Source organism: Nonomuraea sp. NPDC050383 (assembly GCF_044459125.1).
Classification (GTDB): domain Bacteria; phylum Actinomycetota; class Actinomycetes; order Streptosporangiales; family Streptosporangiaceae; genus Nonomuraea.
Window position 1 is genome coordinate 620,315 of the sequence record NZ_JBITIP010000001.1, and the last position, 20,954, is coordinate 641,268.

23 protein-coding genes are annotated in these 20,954 nt (G+C 73.2%); 7 read left to right on the forward strand and 16 right to left on the reverse strand.

Annotated elements, in window-relative coordinates; translation table 11 throughout:
- Positions 1–179 precede the first annotated feature (179 nt).
- The 4 genes from ACIBG4_RS02755 to ACIBG4_RS02770 all read right to left on the reverse strand — a co-directional run bounded on the left by ACIBG4_RS02755 (position 180) and on the right by ACIBG4_RS02770 (position 5,023).
- Positions 180–953 (reverse strand): Trp biosynthesis-associated membrane protein, encoded by a 774-nt coding sequence (locus ACIBG4_RS02755; RefSeq protein WP_397200387.1) that lies wholly within the window; start codon positions 951–953, stop codon positions 180–182.
- On the reverse strand, positions 950–1,300 hold the full coding sequence (hisI, locus tag ACIBG4_RS02760) for a phosphoribosyl-AMP cyclohydrolase (RefSeq protein WP_310709286.1): 351 nt from the start codon (positions 1,298–1,300) through the stop codon (positions 950–952). The genes ACIBG4_RS02755 and hisI overlap by 4 nt, the downstream gene beginning before the upstream one ends.
- 82 nt (positions 1,301–1,382) lie before the next feature.
- Positions 1,383–3,170, reverse strand: a complete 1,788-nt coding sequence (locus ACIBG4_RS02765; RefSeq protein ID WP_397200388.1) for an ABC transporter ATP-binding protein — start codon at positions 3,168–3,170, stop codon at positions 1,383–1,385.
- Positions 3,167–5,023 carry an ABC transporter ATP-binding protein gene (locus tag ACIBG4_RS02770; protein WP_397200693.1) on the reverse strand — a complete coding sequence of 619 codons (1,857 nt, stop codon included), beginning with the start codon at positions 5,021–5,023 and terminating at the stop codon, positions 3,167–3,169. The genes ACIBG4_RS02765 and ACIBG4_RS02770 overlap by 4 nt, the downstream gene beginning before the upstream one ends.
- A gap of 117 nt (positions 5,024–5,140) precedes the next feature.
- On the opposite strand from ACIBG4_RS02770, the gene ACIBG4_RS02775 reads away from it, so the two are divergent.
- Positions 5,141–5,770 (forward strand): TIGR03085 family metal-binding protein, encoded by a 630-nt coding sequence (locus tag ACIBG4_RS02775; protein ID WP_310709288.1) that lies wholly within the window; start codon positions 5,141–5,143, stop codon positions 5,768–5,770.
- Positions 5,771–5,797: 27 nt separating this feature from the next.
- Here ACIBG4_RS02775 and ACIBG4_RS02780 read toward each other — a convergent pair whose 3' ends face one another.
- Complete coding sequence (locus ACIBG4_RS02780; RefSeq protein ID WP_397200694.1) at positions 5,798–6,421, reverse strand: MerR family transcriptional regulator; 624 nt, start codon at positions 6,419–6,421, stop codon at positions 5,798–5,800.
- A gap of 94 nt (positions 6,422–6,515) precedes the next feature.
- Here ACIBG4_RS02780 and ACIBG4_RS02785 point away from each other — a divergent pair, with 94 nt between their 5' ends.
- From ACIBG4_RS02785 to ACIBG4_RS02800, 4 genes are all read left to right on the forward strand, one after another.
- Positions 6,516–7,484, forward strand: coding sequence for a hypothetical protein (locus tag ACIBG4_RS02785; RefSeq protein ID WP_397200389.1), 969 nt, complete (start codon positions 6,516–6,518; stop codon positions 7,482–7,484).
- The gene (locus ACIBG4_RS02790) at positions 7,481–7,948 is read left to right on the forward strand and encodes an ABA4-like family protein (protein WP_397200390.1); all 468 of its coding nucleotides are present in this window, start codon (positions 7,481–7,483) and stop codon (positions 7,946–7,948) included. Before ACIBG4_RS02785 ends, ACIBG4_RS02790 begins: the two co-directional genes overlap by 4 nt.
- 103 nt (positions 7,949–8,051) lie before the next feature.
- Positions 8,052–8,213, forward strand: a complete 162-nt coding sequence (locus ACIBG4_RS02795; RefSeq protein ID WP_175588658.1) for a hypothetical protein — start codon at positions 8,052–8,054, stop codon at positions 8,211–8,213.
- Positions 8,214–8,274: 61 nt separating this feature from the next.
- Positions 8,275–9,636 carry a glutamine synthetase family protein gene (locus tag ACIBG4_RS02800; protein WP_310709291.1) on the forward strand — a complete coding sequence of 454 codons (1,362 nt, stop codon included), beginning with the start codon at positions 8,275–8,277 and terminating at the stop codon, positions 9,634–9,636.
- Positions 9,637–9,771: 135 nt separating this feature from the next.
- Here ACIBG4_RS02800 and hisF read toward each other — a convergent pair whose 3' ends face one another.
- From hisF to hisD, 9 genes are all read right to left on the reverse strand, one after another.
- Entirely contained in the window at positions 9,772–10,533 is a 762-nt protein-coding gene (gene hisF, locus ACIBG4_RS02805) for an imidazole glycerol phosphate synthase subunit HisF (protein ID WP_397200391.1), read from the reverse strand.
- On the reverse strand, positions 10,530–10,925 hold the full coding sequence (locus ACIBG4_RS02810) for a Rid family hydrolase (protein WP_310709491.1): 396 nt from the start codon (positions 10,923–10,925) through the stop codon (positions 10,530–10,532). Before ACIBG4_RS02810 ends, hisF begins: the two co-directional genes overlap by 4 nt.
- A gap of 20 nt (positions 10,926–10,945) precedes the next feature.
- Positions 10,946–11,674, reverse strand: coding sequence for a bifunctional 1-(5-phosphoribosyl)-5-((5-phosphoribosylamino)methylideneamino)imidazole-4-carboxamide isomerase/phosphoribosylanthranilate isomerase PriA (priA, locus tag ACIBG4_RS02815; protein ID WP_310709293.1), 729 nt, complete (start codon positions 11,672–11,674; stop codon positions 10,946–10,948).
- Positions 11,674–12,003 (reverse strand): hypothetical protein, encoded by a 330-nt coding sequence (locus tag ACIBG4_RS02820; RefSeq protein ID WP_397200392.1) that lies wholly within the window; start codon positions 12,001–12,003, stop codon positions 11,674–11,676. The genes priA and ACIBG4_RS02820 overlap by 1 nt, the downstream gene beginning before the upstream one ends.
- Before the next feature lie 167 nt (positions 12,004–12,170).
- Entirely contained in the window at positions 12,171–12,803 is a 633-nt protein-coding gene (gene hisH, locus ACIBG4_RS02825; protein WP_310709295.1) for an imidazole glycerol phosphate synthase subunit HisH, read from the reverse strand.
- On the reverse strand, positions 12,797–12,952 hold the full coding sequence (locus ACIBG4_RS02830; protein ID WP_355436853.1) for a hypothetical protein: 156 nt from the start codon (positions 12,950–12,952) through the stop codon (positions 12,797–12,799). The genes hisH and ACIBG4_RS02830 overlap by 7 nt, the downstream gene beginning before the upstream one ends.
- On the reverse strand, positions 12,949–13,542 hold the full coding sequence (gene hisB / locus ACIBG4_RS02835; protein ID WP_397200393.1) for an imidazoleglycerol-phosphate dehydratase HisB: 594 nt from the start codon (positions 13,540–13,542) through the stop codon (positions 12,949–12,951). The genes ACIBG4_RS02830 and hisB overlap by 4 nt, the downstream gene beginning before the upstream one ends.
- Complete coding sequence (locus tag ACIBG4_RS02840; protein WP_397200394.1) at positions 13,539–14,624, reverse strand: histidinol-phosphate transaminase; 1,086 nt, start codon at positions 14,622–14,624, stop codon at positions 13,539–13,541. The genes hisB and ACIBG4_RS02840 overlap by 4 nt, the downstream gene beginning before the upstream one ends.
- A complete protein-coding gene (gene hisD, locus ACIBG4_RS02845) occupies positions 14,621–15,928 on the reverse strand; it encodes a histidinol dehydrogenase (RefSeq protein WP_397200395.1) in 1,308 nt (435 codons plus the stop codon). The genes ACIBG4_RS02840 and hisD overlap by 4 nt, the downstream gene beginning before the upstream one ends.
- A 151-nt stretch (positions 15,929–16,079) precedes the next feature.
- Here hisD and ACIBG4_RS02850 point away from each other — a divergent pair, with 151 nt between their 5' ends.
- Together ACIBG4_RS02850 and ybaK are read left to right on the forward strand one after the other, a co-directional pair.
- The gene (locus ACIBG4_RS02850; RefSeq protein ID WP_397200396.1) at positions 16,080–16,559 is read left to right on the forward strand and encodes a nucleoside deaminase; all 480 of its coding nucleotides are present in this window, start codon (positions 16,080–16,082) and stop codon (positions 16,557–16,559) included.
- A gap of 36 nt (positions 16,560–16,595) precedes the next feature.
- Entirely contained in the window at positions 16,596–17,087 is a 492-nt protein-coding gene (gene ybaK, locus ACIBG4_RS02855; protein ID WP_310709300.1) for a Cys-tRNA(Pro) deacylase, read from the forward strand.
- Positions 17,088–17,092: 5 nt separating this feature from the next.
- Here the strand turns inward: ybaK and ACIBG4_RS02860 are convergent, their stop codons facing one another.
- The gene (locus tag ACIBG4_RS02860; RefSeq protein ID WP_397200397.1) at positions 17,093–19,462 is read right to left on the reverse strand and encodes a transglycosylase domain-containing protein; all 2,370 of its coding nucleotides are present in this window, start codon (positions 19,460–19,462) and stop codon (positions 17,093–17,095) included.
- 70 nt (positions 19,463–19,532) lie between these two features.
- The gene (gene murA, locus ACIBG4_RS02865) at positions 19,533–20,843 is read right to left on the reverse strand and encodes a UDP-N-acetylglucosamine 1-carboxyvinyltransferase (protein ID WP_310709302.1); all 1,311 of its coding nucleotides are present in this window, start codon (positions 20,841–20,843) and stop codon (positions 19,533–19,535) included.
- Positions 20,844–20,954: the final 111 nt, after the last annotated feature.

The following is a 20,954-nucleotide window of genomic DNA, read 5'->3' on the forward strand; positions in this document are numbered from 1 at the left end:
CGATCCTCCGTCGTCGTGGCCCGTTTCAGGGGCAGCTTATTGACAAGGGGAACGGCGGTCCGCCGGGCGGGGACACCGACGGCGAGTTGTAACCTCGGCGCGACAGCCGCGACTGCGACAGACGCCTCAGAGAGGTCGTTCCAGGACGAAACCGGCGCCGCCGGGCAGGTGCTGGAGCCTCAGGTGGGGTCGTCGCCCCGGTCGAGGGCGTCCCACAGAGCGCGGTCGTCGGACACCCGTGGGCGCCCGGCCGCCGGGGTCCGCTCGTAGCGGTCGGACATGCCCGCCCAGCGGGGGCCGCGCACGGCGGCGAGCACCCCGCCCGCGACCATCAGCGCCGCCCCGATCGCGGACAGCGCCGGCCAGGCCGCCACGACCTCCCACGTGAAGGAGCCCAGGCCGCGCAGCGCGTCGTGCTCGCGCAGCCACACCGTCGGGGCGTCGCCGGCCACCGCCAGCCACGTGGCGAGCCCGGCGCCCAGCCCGCACAGCGTCAGCAACGCCCCCACCAGGCGGCGCGTGAGCCCCTTCGAGGCCAGCGCCGCCACCACGCCCGCGAGCCCGGCCAGCGCCAACGGCGTCAGGACGGGGGCCAGGTCGCCGCCGGAGGGCGTCACGGGATCGGCTCCCGCGCCGCCCGGGACGCCGGTGGCGTGCCCGGCCCGCACCGTGATCCAGGCGCGGGTGGCCGCGAACAGCACCAGCGCGCAGCCGGCGGCCGTCAGGGCCACCCACCGCCACAGCTCACGGCCACGCCCCCGCGCCCTCGGGGAGGCCGGCGGGGCCCCAGCGGCGTCCTGGGAGCCGGAGGCGCGGGTGGTCTCCAGAGGCTCGCGGGCCCCTGCGTCGGCCTGGGTCGCGGGGTCCCCTGCGGTCTCGGAGGCATGAGGGGCTCGCGAGGGCTCGGCGGCTCGGGCGGCGTCCCTGTGGCCGGGGTCGTGCGGACCGGTCATGGCGTGGCCGACACCTCCAGCGGGTCGGCGTCGAAGCAGGTGCGGTCGCCCGTGTGGCAGGCGGCGCCCACCTGGTCGACCTGGACGAGCAGCGTGTCGCCGTCGCAGTCGAGCGACACCGCCTTGACGTGCTGCGCGTGACCGGAGGTCGCGCCCTTCACCCAGTACTCGGCGCGGCTGCGCGACCAGTAGGTGGCCCTGCCGGTGGTGAGGGTGCGGTGCAGCGCCTCGTCGTCCATCCAGGCGAGCATGAGGACCTCGCCCGTGTCGTACTGCTGGACGATCGCGGGCACCAGCCCGTCGCCGTTGCGCTTGAGCCGCTCGGCGACCTTCGGGTCGAGGGACATGCCGCCATTCAACCAGCCGTCATGACCGCCCGCCGCACCGGCGGCAGGCCGGACGAGACCTCCCTCCGGTGCGGCCCGGCGCTCAGGAGCGGGCGGCGGAGACCCAGGAGGCGTGCAGGGCCGCGTAGACGCCGTCCTCCTGCCGGACGAGCTCGTCGTGCGGCCCGCGCTGCACCAGCCGGCCGCCGTCGAACACCAGCACCTCGTCGGCGTTCTCCGCCGTGGACAGCCGGTGGGCGATGGAGACGGCCGTACGCCCACGGGTGACACCTTCCAGCGCCCGGGCCAGGCGCACCTCGGTGGCCGGGTCGACGGCGGAGGTGGCCTCGTCGAGCAGCAGCAGGTCGGGGTCGGCGAGGTAGGCGCGGGCCAGGGCGACGAGCTGCCGCTCACCGGCCGACAGCGACTCGCCGCGCTGCCCCACGGGCGTGCCGAGCCCGGCCGGCAGGCCGTCCACCCAGTCGGCCAGGCCCAGCTCGGTCATGGCCAGCTCGATCTCCTCGCGGGTGGCGCCCGGCCGGCCGTACCGGACGTTGTCCTCCAGCGTGCCGTCGAACAGGAACCCGTCCTGCGGCACCATCACGATGCGCTCGCGCAGCGAGGAGAAGCGCACCTCCCGCAGGTCGTGGCCGTCGACGGTGACGCGCCCGGAGACGGGGTCCATGAGCCGCGTGAGCAGCTTGGCGAACGTCGTCTTGCCCGACCCGGTCTCCCCCACGACGGCGATGCGGGAGCGCGGCGGGATCTCCGCCGTGACGTCGCGCAGCACGGGCGGCCCGCCGGGGTAGGCGAAGCCGACGCCCTCGAAGGCGACGGAGATGGGACCGCGCGGCAGCTCCACGCCGCCGGGGCCGGGGTCGGCGACGTCGGGCGGCGTGTCCAGCACCCCGAGGACGCGCCGCCAGCCGGCGACCGCGTTCTGGGCCTCGTTGAGCACCTCGGTGGCGGTCTGCATCGGGGAGACGAACAGCGTCACGAGGAACAGGAACGCCACCAGCCGCCCGGCCGTGATGTCGCCGGACAGCCCGAGCCGGACGCCGAGCAGCACGATCCCGGAGATGGCCAGGGCGGCCACGATCTCGGTCAGCGGGAAGACGAAGCCGACGATGGTCTGCGCCCTGGTCTGGGCCGCCTTGTTGGCGTCCACCGCCGTGTCGACGCGCTCGGCGGTGCGCCCCTCGGCCGCGTGCGCGCGGATGACGGCGGCGCCGACGACGGACTCGCTGACGGCGGCGAGCATGTCGCCGGTGCGCTCGCGGACCGTCGTGTACGCGCCCGACAGCCACCGCTGGAAGCGCGGCAGGGCGACCATCAGCGGCAGGAAGCACGCCCACACGACGAGCGTGAGCTGCCAGGAGTAGACCAGCATGAGGACGCTGGCGACGAGGACCTGGCCGAGCGACACGATGATCATCAGCCCGCCCCACTGCATGAACGTGCTGATCTGGTCCACGTCGTTGGTGACGCGGGAGACCAGCGCGCCGCGCCGCTCGGTGTTCTGGGTGAGCACCGACAGGTCGTGGACGTGGCGGAAGCCGCGCACGCGCAGGGTCGCCAGAGACGACTCGGTCGCCTTGTAGAGGCGGACGTTCATGACGTAGCCGGCCAGCGCGGTCAGCACGACGGCCGCCGCGCACAGCAGCACGGCGCGCGTCACGTACGAGACGTCGGGCGAGGAGTTCTTCAGGCCGGTGTCGATCGTCTGCTGCACCGCGACCGGCACGATGACCTTGCCGGCCGTGGCCACCACCGCCAGGGCGAGCGTCCCGGCGAGCCCCTTGCGGAACTCGGGCGTGAGGGACAGCCCATGACGGATGGTGGCCAGCGCCGATCGCTCGGCGCCTGCGCCGATGCCCCGGGCGTCGCTCACGCGATGATCCCCTCTTCCTCGGCGGCCGCGACGGCGGCCTGCTCGGCTTCCTCCCGCACGGCCGCGCTGCGGGCGGCGGCGGCTTCCTCCTCCTCGGCCGAGAGGGCGGCGCGCTCGGCGTCCTCGCGCTCATAGGCGGTGACCAGGTTGCGGTAGCCCTCGCAGCGCCCGATCAGCTCCTCGTGCGTCCCGTGGTCCACGACGCGGCCCCGGTCGAGGTAGACGACCTCGTCGGCCAGCGCGATCGTGGCCATCCGGTAGGCGACGACCACGACGCTGGAGGAGGAGGCCGCGTCGCGCAGGCCGTGCAGGATGCGGGCCTCGACCTGCGGATCGACGCTGGAGGTGGCGTCGTCGAGGATGAGCAGCCGCGGCCGGCGGGCGACCGCGCGGGCCAGCGCGAGCCGTTGCCGCTGCCCGCCCGACAGGGTGGCGCCCCGCTCCCCCACGCGGGTGTCCAGGCCGGACTCCAGCCGCGCCACGAACCCGTCGGCCTGCGCCAGGCGCAGCGCGGCCCACACGTCCTCGTCGGCGATGGGCAGGCCGAGCGTGATGTTGCCGCGCACGGTGTCGTCGAACAGGAACGTCTGCTGCGGCACCAGCGCCACCGACTCGGCGACCGCGCCGTACGGCAGCTCGCGCAGGTCCACGCCGTCGAGCAGCACCCGCCCGCGCGCCGGATCGACGAGCCGGACGAGGAGCTGCACCAGCGTCGACTTGCCGGAGCCGGTCGGGCCGACCAGCGCGACGGTGCGTCCCGGCGCCACCTCGAAGGCGACGTCCCGCAGCACCTCGCCGGCGCCGTAGGAGTAGGACAGGCCGGCGGCCTCCAGCCGGGCGGGGCCGGAGCTCGCGGGCGGCGCGGTGGCGCCGTACTCCATGGAGCCGCGCGCCTCCAGCACGGCCCGCACCCGCTCCCAGCCGACCACGCTGCGCGGCAGCTCGGCGAGCACCCAGCCGAGCGCCCTGATGGGGAAGGCGAGCAGCGTGAACAGGTAGGCGACCGGCACGAGGTCGCCCGCGTCGATGGAGCCGGAGGCCAGCCGCGCGGCGCCGACGGCGAGCACCGCGAGCACGCCCAGCGTGGGCAGCGCCTCCAGCATCGGGTCGAACAGGCCACGGACCCGCCCGACGGCGATGTTGGCGTCGCGCAGCTCCTCGGCGCGGCGGCGGAAGCGCTCGGTCTCCAGCGCCTCCCTGCCGAGGGTCTTGACGACGAGGGCGCCGTCGAAGCTCTCGTGCGCGATCTCGCTGACCTCGGCGCGCAACTGCTGGGCGCGGGTCGCGAGCGGGCTGAGCCGGCGCTGGTAGACGAGGTTGAGCACGGCGATGGCCGGGAAGATCAGGAAGCCCACCGCGGCGAGCGCCGGGTCGGTGAGGACCATCGCGACGGCCGCGGTGACCAGCATGACGACGACGCCCACGGCCATGGGCAGCGGCGCGAGCGGCGCCCAGGCGGCCTCGGCGTCGGAGCTGGCGTTGGACAGCAGCTGGCCGGTCGGGTGGCGGTGGTGCCAGGCGAGCGGCAGCCGCAGGTACTGCTTGGTCACCTCGCGGCGGGAGCGGGCCTGCATGCGGTACTGCATGAGCCCGGCCAGGATGCGCCGGCCCGCGACGCCGATCGCCTTGAGCAGCGCCGCGCCCATGATGAGCAGCACGCCCGTCCACAGGACGCCCGTGGTGACGGAGCCGGTGGAGAAGGCGGGCAGCACGACGTTCTCCGTGGCCCAGCCGAACGCCCAGGCGGAGCCGACCGTCATGCCCCCGTACACGGCGCTGGACAGGACGGCGGCGGTGAAGACCGCTTTCTCCGCGCTGATGGCCACGCCGAGGACACGTAGTCCCTGACGCATGACGGCCGAGGTCACCTTGCTCGCCACTCGTTGGGTTTCCTTCCGTCGCGGCTGCTTTGTCCCTAAGACCCAATCACGCCCGATCATGCCGTTATTCCCGCGGGTAAGCTGGAGAACGTGACTCACGCTCGCGGCGAACGCGCGGCCCTGTGCGACCTGCTGGACCGGCTCGGCCCGGACGCCCCGACCCTGTGCGACGGGTGGACGACCTACGACCTGGCCGCCCACCTGGTGCTGCGGGAGCGCCGGCTCGACGCGGCGGCGGGCATCGCGCTCAAACCGCTGGCGGGCCACACCGCCGCCGTCCAGTCCGCCCTGAAGGCGCGCCACCCGTACCCGGAGCTGGTCGGCCTGGTGCGCAGGCCGGGCGGCGTCTACGGGCTCGTGCCGTTCCTGGACGACGCGGTCAACACGCTGGAGATGTTCGTCCACCACGAGGACGTGCGCCGCGCCCAGCCCGCCTGGGAGCCGCGCCAGATGCCCGAGGACCTCGAACGGCTCATGTGGAAGCGGGTCTCGGCCGGCGGGAAGCTGATGCTGCGCCGCTCGCCGGTGGGCGTGGTGCTGCACCGGACCGGCGGCGGCGTGGCGCTCGGCGGCCCGAGGATCGGCCCCAAGGTGGAGGTCACCGGGCCGGCGGCGGAGCTGCTGCTGTTCTGCTTCGGCCGGCAGGAGCACACGCGGGTGGAGCTGACGGGCGACCCCGAGGCGATCTCCCGCCTCAAGAGCGCCCGCCTCGGCATCTGACCGCCCCCGGCCCCCGCGGACCCTGTCTCAGTCCTCCCCGTAGGCGCGCAGCGCGACGTGCGCCTGGGCGAGCCGGCGCAGTCCCGTGAGCAGGGTGTCGCCCACGAGCGTGCCGAGCACCACCACCTCCAGCGCCCGCTCCCGGTCGCTCAGGTCGCCGACGACGGTCATGTCGGCCTCGGCGATCCGCTCGGCGGCGGCGGCGTACTCGGGCAGCACGCCGAGCATGTCCGCGCGGCCGAGATCCTGCAGGCTGGCGATCACTCCCGCCACCGTGGCGTACGCGGGGTGGTCGCGCATGTCCTTCCACCCGTGGCGGGCGCAGATGTCGTCGAGGATCCGGCGGGCCTCCTCCAGGTGCGGCCCCGGCTGGGGCTCCTGCCGGGCGGTGACCGTGAGCTGACCCAGCCCCAGCAGGTCGTTGCCGCTGGTGTCCGGGTCGTCCAGGTGCTGGACCAGCTCGCGGATCGCGGCGATGCTCAGGCCGCCGTACTCGGCCAGCGCGCGGACGAGCTTGAGCCGCCGGACGTGCGCGGTGCCGTACTCGGCCTGGTTGCGGCCCACCGGCCGCCCAGGGGGCAGCAGGCCCTCCCGCAGGTAGTACTTGATCGTCGGAACGGGCACTCCGGTGTCCGCGCTCAGCTCGGCCATGCGCACGTATGACTCCCCTCTTGTGGTCAGTGGAGAGTTTAGCTATAGATAGTAGCGAGTGACACTATCCGCTATCTATATCGAGGAGACGCCCGTGTCGCACTGGCACCGACCGCTGATGGTCTCGGCGGGGCTCATGTCCGTCCTGGCCGTGGCCACCGCGGTCGCGCTCGTCCTGGACGACCGCACGCTCGACGGCATGCCCGTCTGGGCCAAGCCGCTGAAGTTCGCCATGTCCGTCGCCGTCTACTCCTTCACCTGGGCCTGGCTGCTCTCCCTGCAGCGCCGCGACCGCCGCTGGGGCCGCCGGGCCGGCACCGTCCTCGCGGTGGCCGGCGTCGCCGAGGTCGCGGTCATCACCTTCCAGGCGGCCCGCGCGCACCGCAGCCACTTCAACGCCGCCACTCCCTTCGACTCCGCGCTCTTCGGCGTCATGGGCGTCATGATCATCGGCCTCATGGTGGCCAACATCGTCGCCGCCGTCGCCGTGCTCCTCGACCGCCAGGCCGACGGGCCCTCCACCTGGGCCGTGCGCTGCGGGCTGGTGATCTCCACGCTGGGCCTCGCGAGCGGCGGCCTCATGCTCGGCCCCCGTCCCGGCCAGAGCCTCGCCGGCGGCGTCATCGGCGCCCACACCGTCAGCGCGCCCGACGGCGGGCCCGGCCTGCCCCTCCTCGGCTGGAGCACCGTCGCCGGCGACCTGCGCGTGCCGCACTTCGTCGGCATGCACGCCCTCCAGCTCCTCCCGCTGCTGCCGCTCGCGCTCGCGGCCCTGTCCCGCCGCTTCCCCGTCCTCGCCCCCGAGCGCGTACGGCAGGGTCTGACGCTCACGGCGGGCGGCCTGTACGCCGGTGTGTTCGCGCTCGTCCTGTGGCAGGCGCTGCGCGGCCAGTCGCTGGTGCGCCCCGACGGGCCGACCCTGGCCGCGGCGGGCGTCCTGGTCGTGCTGGGGCTCGCCGGAGTGGCAGCCTCGACCCGTGCCCCCGGCCGGTCCACGACGCGAACCGCCACCACCGGCACCGCCACCACCGCCACCACAGCCACCGTGGAGGCCGCGCGATGAGCACCGCGACCCTGTTCGACCTCAGCTTCTACGCCGCCGCGCCGTTCTGGGCGCTGATGATCCTCGCCCCCGCCTGGTCGCTCACCCGGAGGGTGGCCGCCTCCCCGCTCATCGTGCTGCCCGCCCTGGCGGTGAACCTGGTCCTGCTGGTGCCCGTGCTCGGCGCCGTCTGGCCGGTCGTGACCAGGCCGTCCCTGGCGGGTCTCACGGCCCTCGTCGCCACCCCCGAGGTCCTGGCCGCGCTGTGGGCCCAGATCATCGCCTGGGACCTGTTCCTCGGCCGCTGGATCTACCTGGACAGCAGGGAGCGGGGCGTGCACCCGCTGCTCATGGCCCCGGTCATGATCCTGACCATCCTGCTGTCGCCGATCGGGCTGCCGGTCTACCTCCTGCTGCGCCTGCCGTTCGGGGGCAACAACTCTGAGACCTCCGCGACAGGGCCCGAGATCACTAGCATGGCGTGAGAAGGAAGCCCCCCGGTTAGGATCAAGAACATCTTCATAGAAGATGCCAGTGATCGCCCAGATCCGGGTATATACGGCTGGGAATGGACTGCAGGAGGCCCCCATGCAGGTCAAGAAGGTAGCCACTTACGTGCTCGTGGCGTTCGTGATCTTCTACCTGTTCACCCGGCCGGCCCAGGCCGCGTCCGCGGTCAACGGCGTGTTCGACGGAATTGTCCATGGTGCCAACCAGTTGGCCGTCTTCTTTACCAATGTTCTAGCGTGAGCGGGACACCTGTCTGCGTTGGACGCTTCCCCGTACCGGCGGAACGTGTTACGCAGGCAGGATGAGAGATCGCCCGACCGCCACCAAGATCATCCAGCCTGATCCCCACGTGCGGCGCGTCCTGGAGCGGGCCGAGCTCGAAGGTGTCGAGCTCGTCCGCTTCCTGTACGCCGACCACGGCGGGGTGATCCGCGGCAAGGCGGCGTCCCGGTCGCGGCTGGCCGAGCGCCTCACCACGGGCATCGGGCACACGGTGGCCATGATGGCGATGAACATGCTCGACCAGTTGCAGGACGTCGAGCACATGGGTCCGGTGGGCGAGGTGCGCATCGTCCCCGACCCCACGACGTACGTCCCGCTCCCCTACGCACCGGGCGCCGCCGCGATGCTCTCCGATCTGCGGCGGCAGGACGGCTCCCCGTGGGAGGCCTGCCCGCGCACGTTCCTCAAGGACGCGATCGACGCCCTGGCCGCCGAGGGCTACACCCTGATGGCCGCGTTCGAGCCGGAGTTCACACTCGGGCGGCGCCTGCCCGACCCCGCCGGCGGCCCCGACCGGATCGTGCCGATCGACGACACCCTCTGCTACGCCGGCACCGGGTTCGACACGGCCCACGACTACACGATCAAGCTCATCCGGGCCCTGGAGACGCAGGGCCTCCGGGTCGAGCACTACCACCCCGAGCTCGGCCCGGGCCAGCAGGAGCTGTCGATCAGGCATGCCCCCGCGCTGCGCGCCGCCGACAACCACGTCCTCTACCGCGAGACCGTGCGCGGCGTGGCGCTGCGCATGTCCATGTGGGCCACGCTGGCTCCCAAGCCCCTCGCCGAGCAGGCGGGCAACGGCGCCCACCTGCACCTGTCCCTGTGGCGGGGGACCACCAACGTGTTCGCCGGCGACGGCGGGGAGCTGGAGTCCTTCGTCGGCGGGCTGCTCGCCCACCTGCCCGCCCTGACCGCCCTCACCTGCGGCACCGTCAACGGCTTCCGCCGCCTGGCGCCGCGCTCCTGGGCCGGCGCGTACGCCGTCCACGGGCCCGACAACCGGGAGGCGGCCGTACGGATCTGCTCACCCCTGGGCGAGACCGGCGAGCCCAACCTGGAGCTCAAGCCGTCCGACTCCTCGGCCAACCCCTACCTGTCGCTCGGGGCCGTCATCCACGCCGGCCTCGACGGGCTGCGCCGCAGGCTCGACCCGGGCGAGTCGGTAGACGTGGACCCCGACACCCGGCCGGGACGCTACCCGCGGCTGCCGGCGTCGCTGGACGAGGCGCTGGACGCGCTGGAGGCCGACGAGGTGCTCATGGAGGCGCTCGGCCCGCTGCGGGGCAGCGCCTACCTGGCGGTCAAACGCTCCGAGGCGGCCGCGTTCGCGGCCATGGACGAGGCGTACGAGCTGTTCCAGCACATGAAGGTCTTCTGAGGCGCCCCACCCCCGGTCCCTGTGAGGCGTCGCGGCCTCTCCCCCGCGCACCGCGATGGCGTCGTGCCCGCACGCCGACGCCCGCGCCGGGGCCCCGGGGGCTCACCCCGGAACGCCCGGCCGGACGGCCCGCGTCTAGCGCACCGGATGGCCCGCCGTGCGGAGCGTCTCCTTCACATCCGCGATCTTGAGGGTGCCGAAGTGGAAGACCGACGCGGCCAGCACCGCGTCCGCGCCCGCCTCCACCGCCGGCGGGAAGTCCTCCAGCCGGCCCGCGCCGCCGCTGGCGATCACCGGCACGCGCACCACGGCCCGCACCGCCCGCAGCATCTCCAGGTCGTAGCCCTCGCGGGTGCCGTCACCGTCCATCGAGTTGAGCAGGATCTCGCCCACGCCCAGCTCCTCGCCGCGCGCCGACCACTCCACCGCGTCGATGCCCGTGCCGCGCCGCCCGCCGTGCGTGGTCACCTCGAACCCGCTCGGCGTGCCGGGCGCGCGGCGCGCGTCGACCGACAGCACCACGCACTGCGCGCCGAACCGCCGCGACGCCTCGGTCAGCAGCTCCGGCCGGGCGATGGCCGCGGTGTTGAGCGAAACCTTGTCGGCCCCCGCCCGCAGCAGCCGGTCGACGTCCTCGACCGCGCGGATGCCGCCGCCCACGGTCAGCGGGATGAACACCTGCTCGGCCGTCCGGCGGACGACGTCCAGCATCGTGTCCCGCTCGCCGGAGGAGGCGGTGATGTCGAGGAAGGTCAGCTCGTCGGCGCCCTCGGCGTCGTAGCGCCTGGCCAGCTCGACGGGGTCGCCCGCGTCGCGCAGGTTGGCGAAGTTGACGCCCTTGACCACCCGGCCCGCGTCGACGTCCAGGCAGGGGATCACCCTGACGGCCACGGTCATGCGCGCACCGCCTCGATCTCGACCTCGACGAGCATCCGCGGGTCCACCAGCCCGGCGACCCGCACGCCCGTGCAGGCGGGGCGGACCTCGCCGAACACCTCCCCGATCGCCTGGCCGACCAGGTCGAAGTGGCGCTGGTCCACCACGTAGTAGCGCACCATCACCACGTCCTCCTTGGTCAGTCCGGCCAGCTCCACCGCGTCCACCGCGATGCCGATGGCCGTCAGGCTCTGCCGGTAGGCGTCGCCCACGTACCGCACCTCGCCGTCGATCGTGGCGGTGCAGCCCGACACGATGACCCGGTCCCCGACGACGACCGCCCGGGAATAGCCGTAACGCTCCTCCCACACGCCGCCCGAAAACACCCGCGAACCGGTGCTCTCCATGCTCATGCTGCTCACCACGGCCCCTCCTACCCTCTACCGCGCACCGCGGCCAAGGCGCTCTCCAGTGTGAACGCCTGGGCGTACAGCGCCCTGCCTACGATCGCACCCTCCACGCCGTCAGGCACGAGGCCCGACAGCGCGACGAGGTCCTCCAGGGAGGAGACGCCTCCACTGGCGACGACCGGCCTGTCGGTGCGGGCGCACACCTGGCGCAGCAGGTCGAGGTTGGGTCCGCGCAGCGTGCCGTCCTTGGTGACGTCGGTGACGACGTAGCGGGGGCAGCCGTCGGCCTCCAGCCGGTCCAGCACCTCCCACAGGTCGCCGCCCTCCTCGGTCCAGCCGCGCGCCGCCAGCGTGGTGCCGCGCACGTCCAGGCCGACCGCGATCCGGTCGCCGTGCTCGGCGATGATCTTGCGGCACCATTCGGGGTTCTCCAGGGCGGCCGTGCCGATGTTCACCCGGCGGCACCCGGTGGCCAGGGCGGCGGCCAGCGACTCGTCGTCGCGGATGCCGCCGGACAGCTCCACGTTCACGTCCAGCCGGCCGATCAGGTCGGTGATCAGCTCCCGGTTGGAGCCCCGGCCGAACGCGGCGTCGAGGTCGACCAGATGGATCCACTCCGCCCCGGCCTCCTGCCAGGCCAGCGCGGCGGCCAGCGGCTCGCCGTAGCCGGTCTCGGTCCCGGCCTCACCCTGGACCAGGCGTACGGCCTGGCCGTCCGCGACGTCCACGGCGGGAAGGAGTACGAGCGACATCAGATCCTCCGGTCGAAGGCAAGGGTCACGACAACAGGGACGAGCAACAGGGACAGGACGAGGGCGCCGAAGCTGACGGCCGGGGACCCCCACACGACCCATACCACCACTTGGACGAGCGCGAACGCGATCGCCACGACAGTGTTCTGGACGCGGCGGCGGCGGGCGAGCAGGCCGCCCTGACGGGCGATCCGCACCGGGCGGGGCGTGAGGCGGGCCGCGAGGGCGCGGCGGCGGGAGGCGCGGGACTGGCGCTCCTCGTTGCGCCGCGCGGCGCGCTCCCGCTCGGCCTCGCGCTCGGCGCGGCGGCGCGCCCGCTCCTTACTCACGACTCACGGCACCACGACTCACGGCACCACGACTCACGGCACCACGACTCACGGCACCACGACTCACGAGATCAGCACTCACGGGACCAGGACTCAGGGCACAGCACCGACGAATCACGGCACTCATGGACCGGGGCCTCTCACCCGGGAAGGTGCGCGGCCGTCGCTCACAGGACGCCGAGCCAGTTGGTCAGCAACGCGGCGCCCGCGTCACCGGACTTCTCCGGGTGGAACTGGGTGGCCATGAGCGGACCGTTCTCGGCGGCGGCCACGAACGGCACGCCGTGCTCGGCCCACGTCACCAACGGCTCGGCGAACCCGTCGCCGGGCCGCAGCTCCCACTCGCGCACGCCGTAGGAGTGGACGAAGTAGAACCGCGTGTCGGCGTCCAGCCCGCGGAACAGCACGCTGCCCTCGGGCGCCTTGACCGTGTTCCACCCCATGTGCGGCAGCACCGGGGCCTCCAGCGGCTCGACCGTGCCCGGCCACTCGCCGCAGCCCTCGGTCTCGACGCCGTGCTCGACCCCCTTGGCGAACAGGATCTGCATGCCCACGCAGATGCCCAGCACCGGCCGCCCGCCGGCCAGGCGACGGCCGACGGCGCGCTCGCCGCGCACCCCCCGCAGCCCCGCCATGCACGCCGCGAACGCCCCGACCCCGGGCACGACCAGGCCGTCGGCCTCCATCGCCGCGTCCAGGTCGGACGTCACGGTCACGTCCGCGCCGACCCGGGCCAGCGCCCGCTCGGCCGAGCGCAGATTGCCCGACCCGTAGTCGAGCACCACCACGCGCTTCACCACCACATCACCCCCGCCGTGATCGCCAGCACCGCACCGACCGCGCAGACGGCCGCGCCCACCTTGAGCCCCTGCCTGAACAGCGAGAACACACCGCCGACCAGGAACAGCCCGATGAACACCATCACGATGGCCAGCGTGTTCTCACTCACAGGACGCCCTTGGTGCTCGGCACCCCCGTCGCGCGCGGGTCCAGCTCGGACGCCTCGCGCAGCGCCCTGGCCAGGGCCTTGAACTGGGCCTCGACGATGTGATGGGCGTTGCGCCCGTACGGGACGTGGACGTGCAGGCAGATCGCCGCCTGCGCGACCAGGGACTCCAGGATGTGGCGGGTCATCGTCGTGTCGTACTCGGGGCCGATCATCGGCGCCATGCCGTCGGGCTCGGAGTGCACGAGGTACGGCCGGCCGGACAGGTCGACCGTCACCTGGGCGAGCGACTCGTCCAGCGGACACGACGCGCTACCGAACCGCCTGATGCCCGACTTGTCGCCCAACGCCTCGCGGAACGCCGCACCCAGCGCCAGCGCCGTGTCCTCGATGGTGTGGTGCGCGTCGATGTGCAGGTCACCCTCGGTCTTGACCGTCAGGTCGAACAGCCCGTGCTTGCCGAGCTGCGCCAGCATGTGGTCGAAGAACCCCACGCCGGTCGCCACGTCCACCCGCCCGGTACCGTCGAGACCCACCTCGACCAGGACCGACGTCTCCTTCGTCACACGCTCCACGCGGCCGACCCGACTCACAGAACCCCCTCCAGAGCGGCACGGAACGCCGCCATCTCCTCGCCGGTGCCGATCGACACGCGAAGCCACTCGGGCGGCCCCACCTCACGGATGAGCACGCCCCTCGCCAGCAGGCCCTCCCAGACCGCGCGGCGCTCGGGAAATCTCCCGAACAACACGAAGTTGGCGTCGGAGTCGGCCACCGTCAAGCCCTTGCCGCGCAGCCACTCCACCGTGGCGTCACGCTCGCGGCGCAGCGCGTCCACCGTGCCCAGCAGCTCCGCGCGATGCCGCAGCGCCACCCGCGCCGCCGCCTGCGTCAGCGTCGACAGGTGGTACGGCAGGCGCACCAGCAGCAGCGCCTCCACCACAGCCGGGTGGGCCGCCAGGTAACCGAGCCGGGTGCCCGCCATCGCGAACGCCTTCGACATGGTCCTGGTCACGATCAGCCGCGGGTGCGACGGCAGCAGGCTCAGCGCCGACGGCGTGCCCTCCCGCGCGAACTCCGCGTACGCCTCGTCCACCACCACCATGCCCGGAGCCGCCTCCAGCACCCTGGCGATCGTCTCCAGCGGCAGGGCGGTGCCGGTCGGGTTGTTCGGCGAGGTCAGGAACACGATGTCCGGCCGGTGCTCCTCCACCGCGGCAGCCGCCTTGGCCGGGTCGAGCGAGAAGTCGTCCTCCCGCGCGCCCCCGATCCACTCCGTGCTCGTGCCCGTCGTGATGATCGGGTGCATCGAGTACGACGGCTCGAACCCCAGCGCCGTCCGGCCGTAACCGCCGAACGCCTGCAGGATCTGCTGGAGCACCTCGTTGGAGCCGTTGGCCGCCCACACCCGGCTCGCGTCGAGCCCGTGCCCCAGATAACCCGCCAGGTCGGCGCGCAGCTCCAGCGCGTCACGGTCGGGGTAGCGGTTGAGCGCGCCCGCCCCGCCGCGCACCTCCCCGGCCAGGTCCTCGACCAGCTCCGGGGAGGGCGGATACGGATTCTCGTTGGTGTTGAGCCGCACCGGCACGTCGATCTGGGGCGCGCCGTACGGCGTCCTGCCCCGGAGATCGTCCCTGATCGGCAGGTCCTTCAACGTCATGTCGTGCGGCGTCATGAGGGGATCCCCCAACCGAAGCGCGCCCGCACGGCCGCGCCGTGCGCCGGCAGGTCCTCGGCGTCGGCCAGCACCGACACGTGCGCGGCCGCGCCGGCCAGCGCCTCGCGCGTGTAGTCGACCACGTGGATGCCGCGCAGGAACGTCTGCACCGACAGCCCGCTGGAGTGACAGGCGCAGCCGCCGGTCGGCAGCACGTGGTTGGACCCCGCCAGGTAGTCGCCCAGCGACACCGGCGCGTACGTGCCCACGAAGATCGCGCCGGCGTTGCGGATCCGCGCCGCCACCGCCGCCGCGTCGGCCGTGTGGATCTCCAGGTGCTCGGCCGCGTAGGCGTTGACCACCTCCACGCCCTCGTCGAGGCCGTCCACCAGCACGATCCCGGACTGCCGGCCGCGCAGCGCCTCGGCGATCCGCTCGGAGTGCTTGGTCGCCTCCACCTGGCCCGGCAGCTCCCTCTCCACCGCCTCGGCCAGCTCCACGCTGTCGGTCACCAGCACCGCGGCCGCGATCACGTCGTGCTCGGCCTGGCTGATCAGGTCGGCCGCCACGTGCACCGGATCGGCCGTCTCGTCGGCCAGGATCGCGATCTCCGTCGGCCCGGCCTCGGAGTCGATGCCGATGCGGCCCTTGAGCAGCCGCTTGGCCGCCGCCACCCAGATGTTGCCCGGCCCGGTCACCAGGGTGGCCGACGGGCACTCCTCCGTGCCGTACGCGAACATGGCCACCGCCTGGGCGCCGCCCACCGCGTACACCTCGTCCACGCCCAGCAGCTCGCACGCCGCCAGGATCGTCGGGTGCGGCAGCCCGCCGAAGTCCTTCTGCGCCGGGCTCGTCACCGCCAGCGACGGCACCCCGGCCTCCTGCGCGGGCACGACGTTCATCACCACGCTGGACGGGTAGACCGCCCGGCCGCCCGGCACGTACAGGCCCACGCGCTCGACCGGCACCCACCGCTCGGTGACCGTGCCGCCCGGCACCACCTGCGTCGTCACGTCGGCGCGCCGCTGGTCGCGGTGGACCAGCCGGGTCCGGCGGATCGACTCCTCCAGCGCCGCCCGCACCTCGGGCCGTAGCCCGGCGAGCGCCGCACGCAGCGCCTCACGCGGAACCCGCGCGTGCTCGATCTCCACGCCGTCGAACCTGGCGGTCAGCTCCCGCACGGCCGCGGCCCCGCGATGGCGGACCTCGTCGCAGATGAGCCGCACCTTGTCCAGGGCGGCCTCGACGTCGAGCTCGGCGCGGGGCAGCACGTCGCGCAGGTCTCCCGGCAGGGAACCGCGCAAGTCGATACGGGAAATCACGCACCCCAGTCTACGGAGTCCCACCCGTGGATCCTCTTCCGTCCACCATCCGGACATCCAGATCACGTCAAGCCTCGGACCGGCCGATACCATGACCCCCGAATTCGGGAGGCCGGGAATGCAAGAGGCCGGTCATGGTGATGGAGCTCTCATGGTGATGGAGAACGAGCTGCGGCACCTGCGCCGCTGTGTGGAGCTGGCCGCCGAGGCCCTGGCCGTGGGCGACGAGCCGTTCGGCTCCGTGCTCGTGTCCGGCGACGGCGAGGTGCTCGCCGAGGACCACAACCGGGTGGCCGGGGGCGACCACACGAGGCATCCGGAGTTCGAGCTGGCGCGCTGGTCGGCCGCCCACCTGACCCCGGAGGAGCGCGCCGCCGCGACCGTCTACACCTCCGGCGAGCACTGCCCCATGTGCGCCGCCGCGCACGGCTGGGTCGGGCTCGGCCGCATCGTGTACGTCGCCTCGTCGGCGCAGCTCGTGGACTGGCTGAGCGAGCTGGGCGTGCCGGAGCCGCCGGTGCGTCCCCTGCCGGTGTCCGAGGTCGCGCCGCGGGTCGTGGTCGAGGGGCCGGTCCCGGGCCTCGACGAGGAGGTACGCGAGCTGCACCGCAGGTTCCACCGCGCCGGCTGAGCGCCTTTACAAAGTAGATCACGGGAAGGGGCAGACGTGGGCAAGGCGAAGGCGCCGGGGGGAACCCCGGCCACGGTGGCGCTGACCAAGGCCAAGGCCGAGTTCAGCCTCCATCCGTACGACCACGACCCCGCCGCCCAGGCGTACGGCGAGGAGGCCGCCGACGCGCTCGGCGTGCCGTACGAGCGGATCTTCAAGACGCTGGTGGCCGAGGTGGAGAGCGGCCTCGCGGTGGCGGTGGTGCCGGTCGCGGGCAGGCTCGACCTCAAGGCCCTGGCCTCCGCCCTCGGCGGCAAGCGCGCCGCCATGGCCGACGCGGCGAAGGTGGAGCGGGTGACCGGCTACGTCGTGGGCGGCATCAGCCCGCTCGGGCAGCGCAAGCAGCTGCCGACGGTGGTGGACTCCTCCGCGCTGGACTTCGGGACGATCTACTTCTCGGCGGGCCGGCGGGGGCTGCAGATCGAGACCGCCCCGGCCAACCTCATCGCGCTCACCCGCGCCGTGACCTCCCCGATCGCCAAGCGCTGACTTTCCTACCTCGGTACGGTCCCCGCCCCGGAGCCGGGGGCGGGCGCGGGCACCGGCGCCCCGGGAACGGCGGCCCCCGGCCTGACGGGCACGGTCCCCGTCCGCCCCGGCGGCCGCACAGGAACGGTTCCCGTCCCGCCCGGCCGCACGGGGACGGTTCCCGACCGGCCCGGCCGGTGCGGGCGGCCGTCCGGCCTCTGCTCGCCGAGCACGTTCGTGCCGGGCGGCCACAGCAGGTGGCCGTTGCGGCGCGCCCACCGCAGCCATTGACGCTGCCTGCGGACCATGGCCCGCATCTTCTCCGCCTCCTCGGCCTCCTTCAGCCCCGGCGTGAAACCACCGCCGAAGCGTGACATGTCAGGACCGTGGAAGTCGCCGGGTGGGGTGTCGCGCAGGGCCGACTCCATCGAGTCCACCCAGATCGGCCCCGGCAGCGACGCCCCCTGGACCGACCCGTAGTACTGGCCGCCGATCTCCACATTCTGCAGCGGGAACCGGTAGGAACCCCGGATGTCCCCCACGCTGACCGCCGCCGCCAGGTCCGGGGTGTAGCCGGCGAACCAGGCCGAGGTGTAGCCGTTGTTCGTGCCCGTCTTGCCGGCGGCCGGGCGGCCGATGCCCTGCCCGGTCATCGTGCCCTTGTCGAACACGCCCTGGAGCACGTGGTTGACGGCGTCGGCCACCTTGCGGTCGAGCGCCTGCTCGCAGGTGGGCCGCACGCGGGTGCTCCGCCCGTCACGGCCGGCGATCTCCACGATGGCCTGCGGCCGGCAGTACCTGCCGCGCGCCGCGAACGCCGCGAACGCCGCCGCCACCGTCACCGGGTCCATCTCGTTGACGCCCAGCGTGAACGTCGGCACCTCGCGCAGCGGCCGGCCGTCGGCCCGGGTGATGCCGAGGGCCTTGGCGGTCCGCACCACGTTGCACAGGCCGACCTTGCGCTCCAGCATCATGTAGAAGATGTTGACCGACTTCCACGTGCCGGTGGACAGGCTGTACGGGCCGCCCTCGCCCTCCCCGCTGGCGTTGTGCACCCGCACGCCGGGCGCGTTCACGGGCCGGCCGCGGCAGTCGCGGTAGCCCTGCGACGGCACGAGCACGCCCGGCGTCTCGTAGCCCTGGTCGAAGCGCCAGCCCTGCTGGAGCGCGGTCGCCAGCGTGAACGCCTTGAACGTGGAGCCTGCCTGCAGCCCCATTCCCCCGCCGTGCGCCATGTCGGCCACCAGGTTGAACGTCGTCCGCGACCCGTTCTTGTGGTCACCGGGGTTGCGGCCGAAGTCCTTGCTGGCCGCCATCGCCCGGATCCGCCCCGTGCCCGGCTCCACCATGGCCTCGGCGGCCACCTCGGTGTCCCTCGGGCTCACCCGCGCGCGGATCGCCCGCTCGGCCGCCCGCTGCGCCACCGGGTCCAGCGCCGTCCTGATCACCAGCCCGCCGGTGGCGAGCCGGGAGCGCCGCTCCGCCGCGGTGGCGCCGAACGCCACGTTGGTGAGCAGCTCCCGCTGGACGTACAGGCAGTAGAACGGGTACGCGCTCTGCGCGCAGCCGCCGGGCTCGGGCCGCAGCTGGATGTCGAGCGGGGTCGCCTTGGCGGCGGCGGCCGCCCGCGCGTCCACCATGCGCAGCTCGGCCATCCGGTCGAGCACGAGGTCGCGCCGCTCCTTCAGCCGCGCCCGCTGCGCCGCGCCGATCGACGGGTCGGTGGAGTACGGCATGCGGACCGCGCCGGCCAGCGTGGCCGCCTGCGTCAGGGTGAGGTCCGCGGCCGTGGTGGAGAAGAACCGCCTGGCCGCCGCCTCCACGCCGTGCGCGCCGGCGCCGAAGTAGGCGATGTTCAGGTACCTCTCCAGGATCTGGTCCTTGCTGTACTTCTGCTCCATCGCCAGCGCCAGGCGCAGCTCGGTGATCTTGCGGCTGAGGTTGGGCGCCCGCGCCCGGTCGCGCTCGTCGTCCGTCCTGGCGCTCTCGACCAGGATGTTCTTCACGAGCTGCTGGGTGAGCGAGGAGCCGCCCTGCCGGATGCCGCCCGCCTGGGTGTTGGTGAGCAGCGCCCGGAGCGTGCCGCGCACGTCCAGGCCGCCGTGCTCGTAGAAGCGGGCGTCCTCGATCGCGACGATGGCCTGGCGCATCACGGGGGCCACCCGGGAGAGCGGCACCGCCCGCCGGTTGGCCTGGTAGAACTGCGCGAACGGCTTGCCGTTGCGGTCCAGCAGCCGGGTCACCTGGGACAGCGGCTCCTCGCGCGGCGCCGGCGGCAGGTCCACGAACGTGTGCGCGACGCTCTTGGCGGCGAGCCCCGCACCGCTGACGGCGGGGGCGACGAGGGAGGCGGCCAGCACCCCGCAGAGCGCTCCCACGAGCCCCAGCGCGCTCACGCATCGCAACACTCTCACGCACACGATCTGCGGCGACCGGCTCCTCGGCAAACCCGGGGAGCCGACACCTTTACTGTTCGCGGCGGATGTTCAGACCCAGCGACACGAACTGCTCGAACGGCTTGTGGTAACCGCGGACGATGTGGTGCACGCCGCGCAACGTGGACGTCCCGTCGGCCACGGCCGCGGCCAGCACCGCGGAGAAACCCGCCCGGATGTCGGGCAGCGTCACGTCGGCGCCCGTGAGCTTGGACACGCCGCGCACGACCGCCGAGTGCCGGGCGTTGGTGTCGTGGTAGCGGCAGGCGGGGCCGCCGAGGCACTGGTCGAACACCTCGATCTCGCAGCCCATCCGCTGCAGGGCCGGCACGTACACCAGGCGGTTCTCGAAGACCGTCTCGTGCAGCACCGACATGCCCTGACTCTGCGTGAACAGCACCATGAGCGGCGTCTGCCAGTCGGTCATGAAGCCCGGATGGGTGTCGGTCTGCACGGCCGCCGAGCGCAGCCCCTCGGGCGGCGCGGTGGCGCACAGGTACTCGTCGTTGATGTCGAAGCGGGCGCCCATCCGGGCGAGCGTGGTGATCGCCGTGACCAGCCGGTCCTGCGGGCAGCCGTGCACCCGCACCTCTCCCCCGGTGATCAGCCCCGCCGCCAGGTACGAGAACGCCTCGATGCGGTCGCCGGCCAGCCAGATCGACGCGCCGCGCAGCCGCTCGACGCCCTCGATGACGATCCGGCGGTCCGGCGAGAGCTCGATCCGGGCGCCCATCCGCTGCAGGAACAGGGCCAGCTCCACGACCTCCGGCTCCATGGCGGCGTTCTTCACCACGGTCTTGCCCTCGGCCAGCACGGCCGACATGAGGATCGTCTCGGTGGCGCCCACGCTCGGGTACGGCAGCTCCAGGCGGGTGCCGCGCAGCCGCTTGGCCTTGGCGAAGATGCCGCCGTCACCCACCTCGACCTCGGCGCCCATCGCGCGCAGCGCCTCGACGTGGAAGTTGACCGGCCGCCGCCCGATGGGGTCGCCGCCGACCAGCGGCACGAACGCCTCGCCGGCCAGGTGCAGCAGCGGGCCGAGCATGAGGATCGGGATGCGGTTCAGCCCGGTGAACGCGTCCGGCACGCGCGGCCGGATCTCGGCGCCCGGCGCGACGCGGATCTCCTTCTCGGTGATCTCCACATGGATGCCGAGGGACTCCAGCATGGCCGCGGTGATGCCGACCTCGCCCACCTCCGGGGCGTTCTGGATCGTGCTCTCACCGTCGCCCAGCATGGCGGCGACCATGTGCTTGGAGACCGCGTTCTTGGAGCCGCGCACCTCCACATCCCCGCGCAGCGGGCCGGAAGGATCGATCAGCCAGACCTCGTCATGATTCACGAAGCGAGCCTAACCGGGAGATACCATCAACCTGTTCCGGTGATCCGGTTCAGAGCCCGACTTTCGGGAGCCCGAATCTCGGGAGCCCGAATCTCGGGAGCACGGCTTTCG

What these genes read in the sequence shown, in the direction of transcription:
- ACIBG4_RS02755 (WP_397200387.1), bottom strand. Translation starts at nt 953, where the DNA reads ATGACCGGTCCGCACGACCCCGGCCACAGGGACGCCGCCCGAGCCGCC.
- hisI (WP_310709286.1), bottom strand. Translation starts at nt 1,300, where the DNA reads ATGTCCCTCGACCCGAAGGTCGCCGAGCGGCTCAAGCGCAACGGCGAC.
- ACIBG4_RS02770 (WP_397200693.1), bottom strand. Translation starts at nt 5,023, where the DNA reads ATGCGTCAGGGACTACGTGTCCTCGGCGTGGCCATCAGCGCGGAGAAA.
- ACIBG4_RS02780 (WP_397200694.1), bottom strand. Translation starts at nt 6,421, where the DNA reads ATGGCCGAGCTGAGCGCGGACACCGGAGTGCCCGTTCCGACGATCAAG.
- ACIBG4_RS02790 (WP_397200390.1), top strand. Translation starts at nt 7,481, where the DNA reads ATGAGCACCGCGACCCTGTTCGACCTCAGCTTCTACGCCGCCGCGCCG.
- ACIBG4_RS02795 (WP_175588658.1), top strand. Translation starts at nt 8,052, where the DNA reads ATGCAGGTCAAGAAGGTAGCCACTTACGTGCTCGTGGCGTTCGTGATC.
- ACIBG4_RS02800 (WP_310709291.1), top strand. Translation starts at nt 8,275, where the DNA reads ATGAGAGATCGCCCGACCGCCACCAAGATCATCCAGCCTGATCCCCAC.
- hisF (WP_397200391.1), bottom strand. Translation starts at nt 10,533, where the DNA reads ATGACCGTGGCCGTCAGGGTGATCCCCTGCCTGGACGTCGACGCGGGC.
- ACIBG4_RS02810 (WP_310709491.1), bottom strand. Translation starts at nt 10,925, where the DNA reads ATGAGCATGGAGAGCACCGGTTCGCGGGTGTTTTCGGGCGGCGTGTGG.
- priA (WP_310709293.1), bottom strand. Translation starts at nt 11,674, where the DNA reads ATGTCGCTCGTACTCCTTCCCGCCGTGGACGTCGCGGACGGCCAGGCC.
- ACIBG4_RS02840 (WP_397200394.1), bottom strand. Translation starts at nt 14,624, where the DNA reads ATGACGCCGCACGACATGACGTTGAAGGACCTGCCGATCAGGGACGAT.
- ACIBG4_RS02850 (WP_397200396.1), top strand. Translation starts at nt 16,080, where the DNA reads ATGGTGATGGAGAACGAGCTGCGGCACCTGCGCCGCTGTGTGGAGCTG.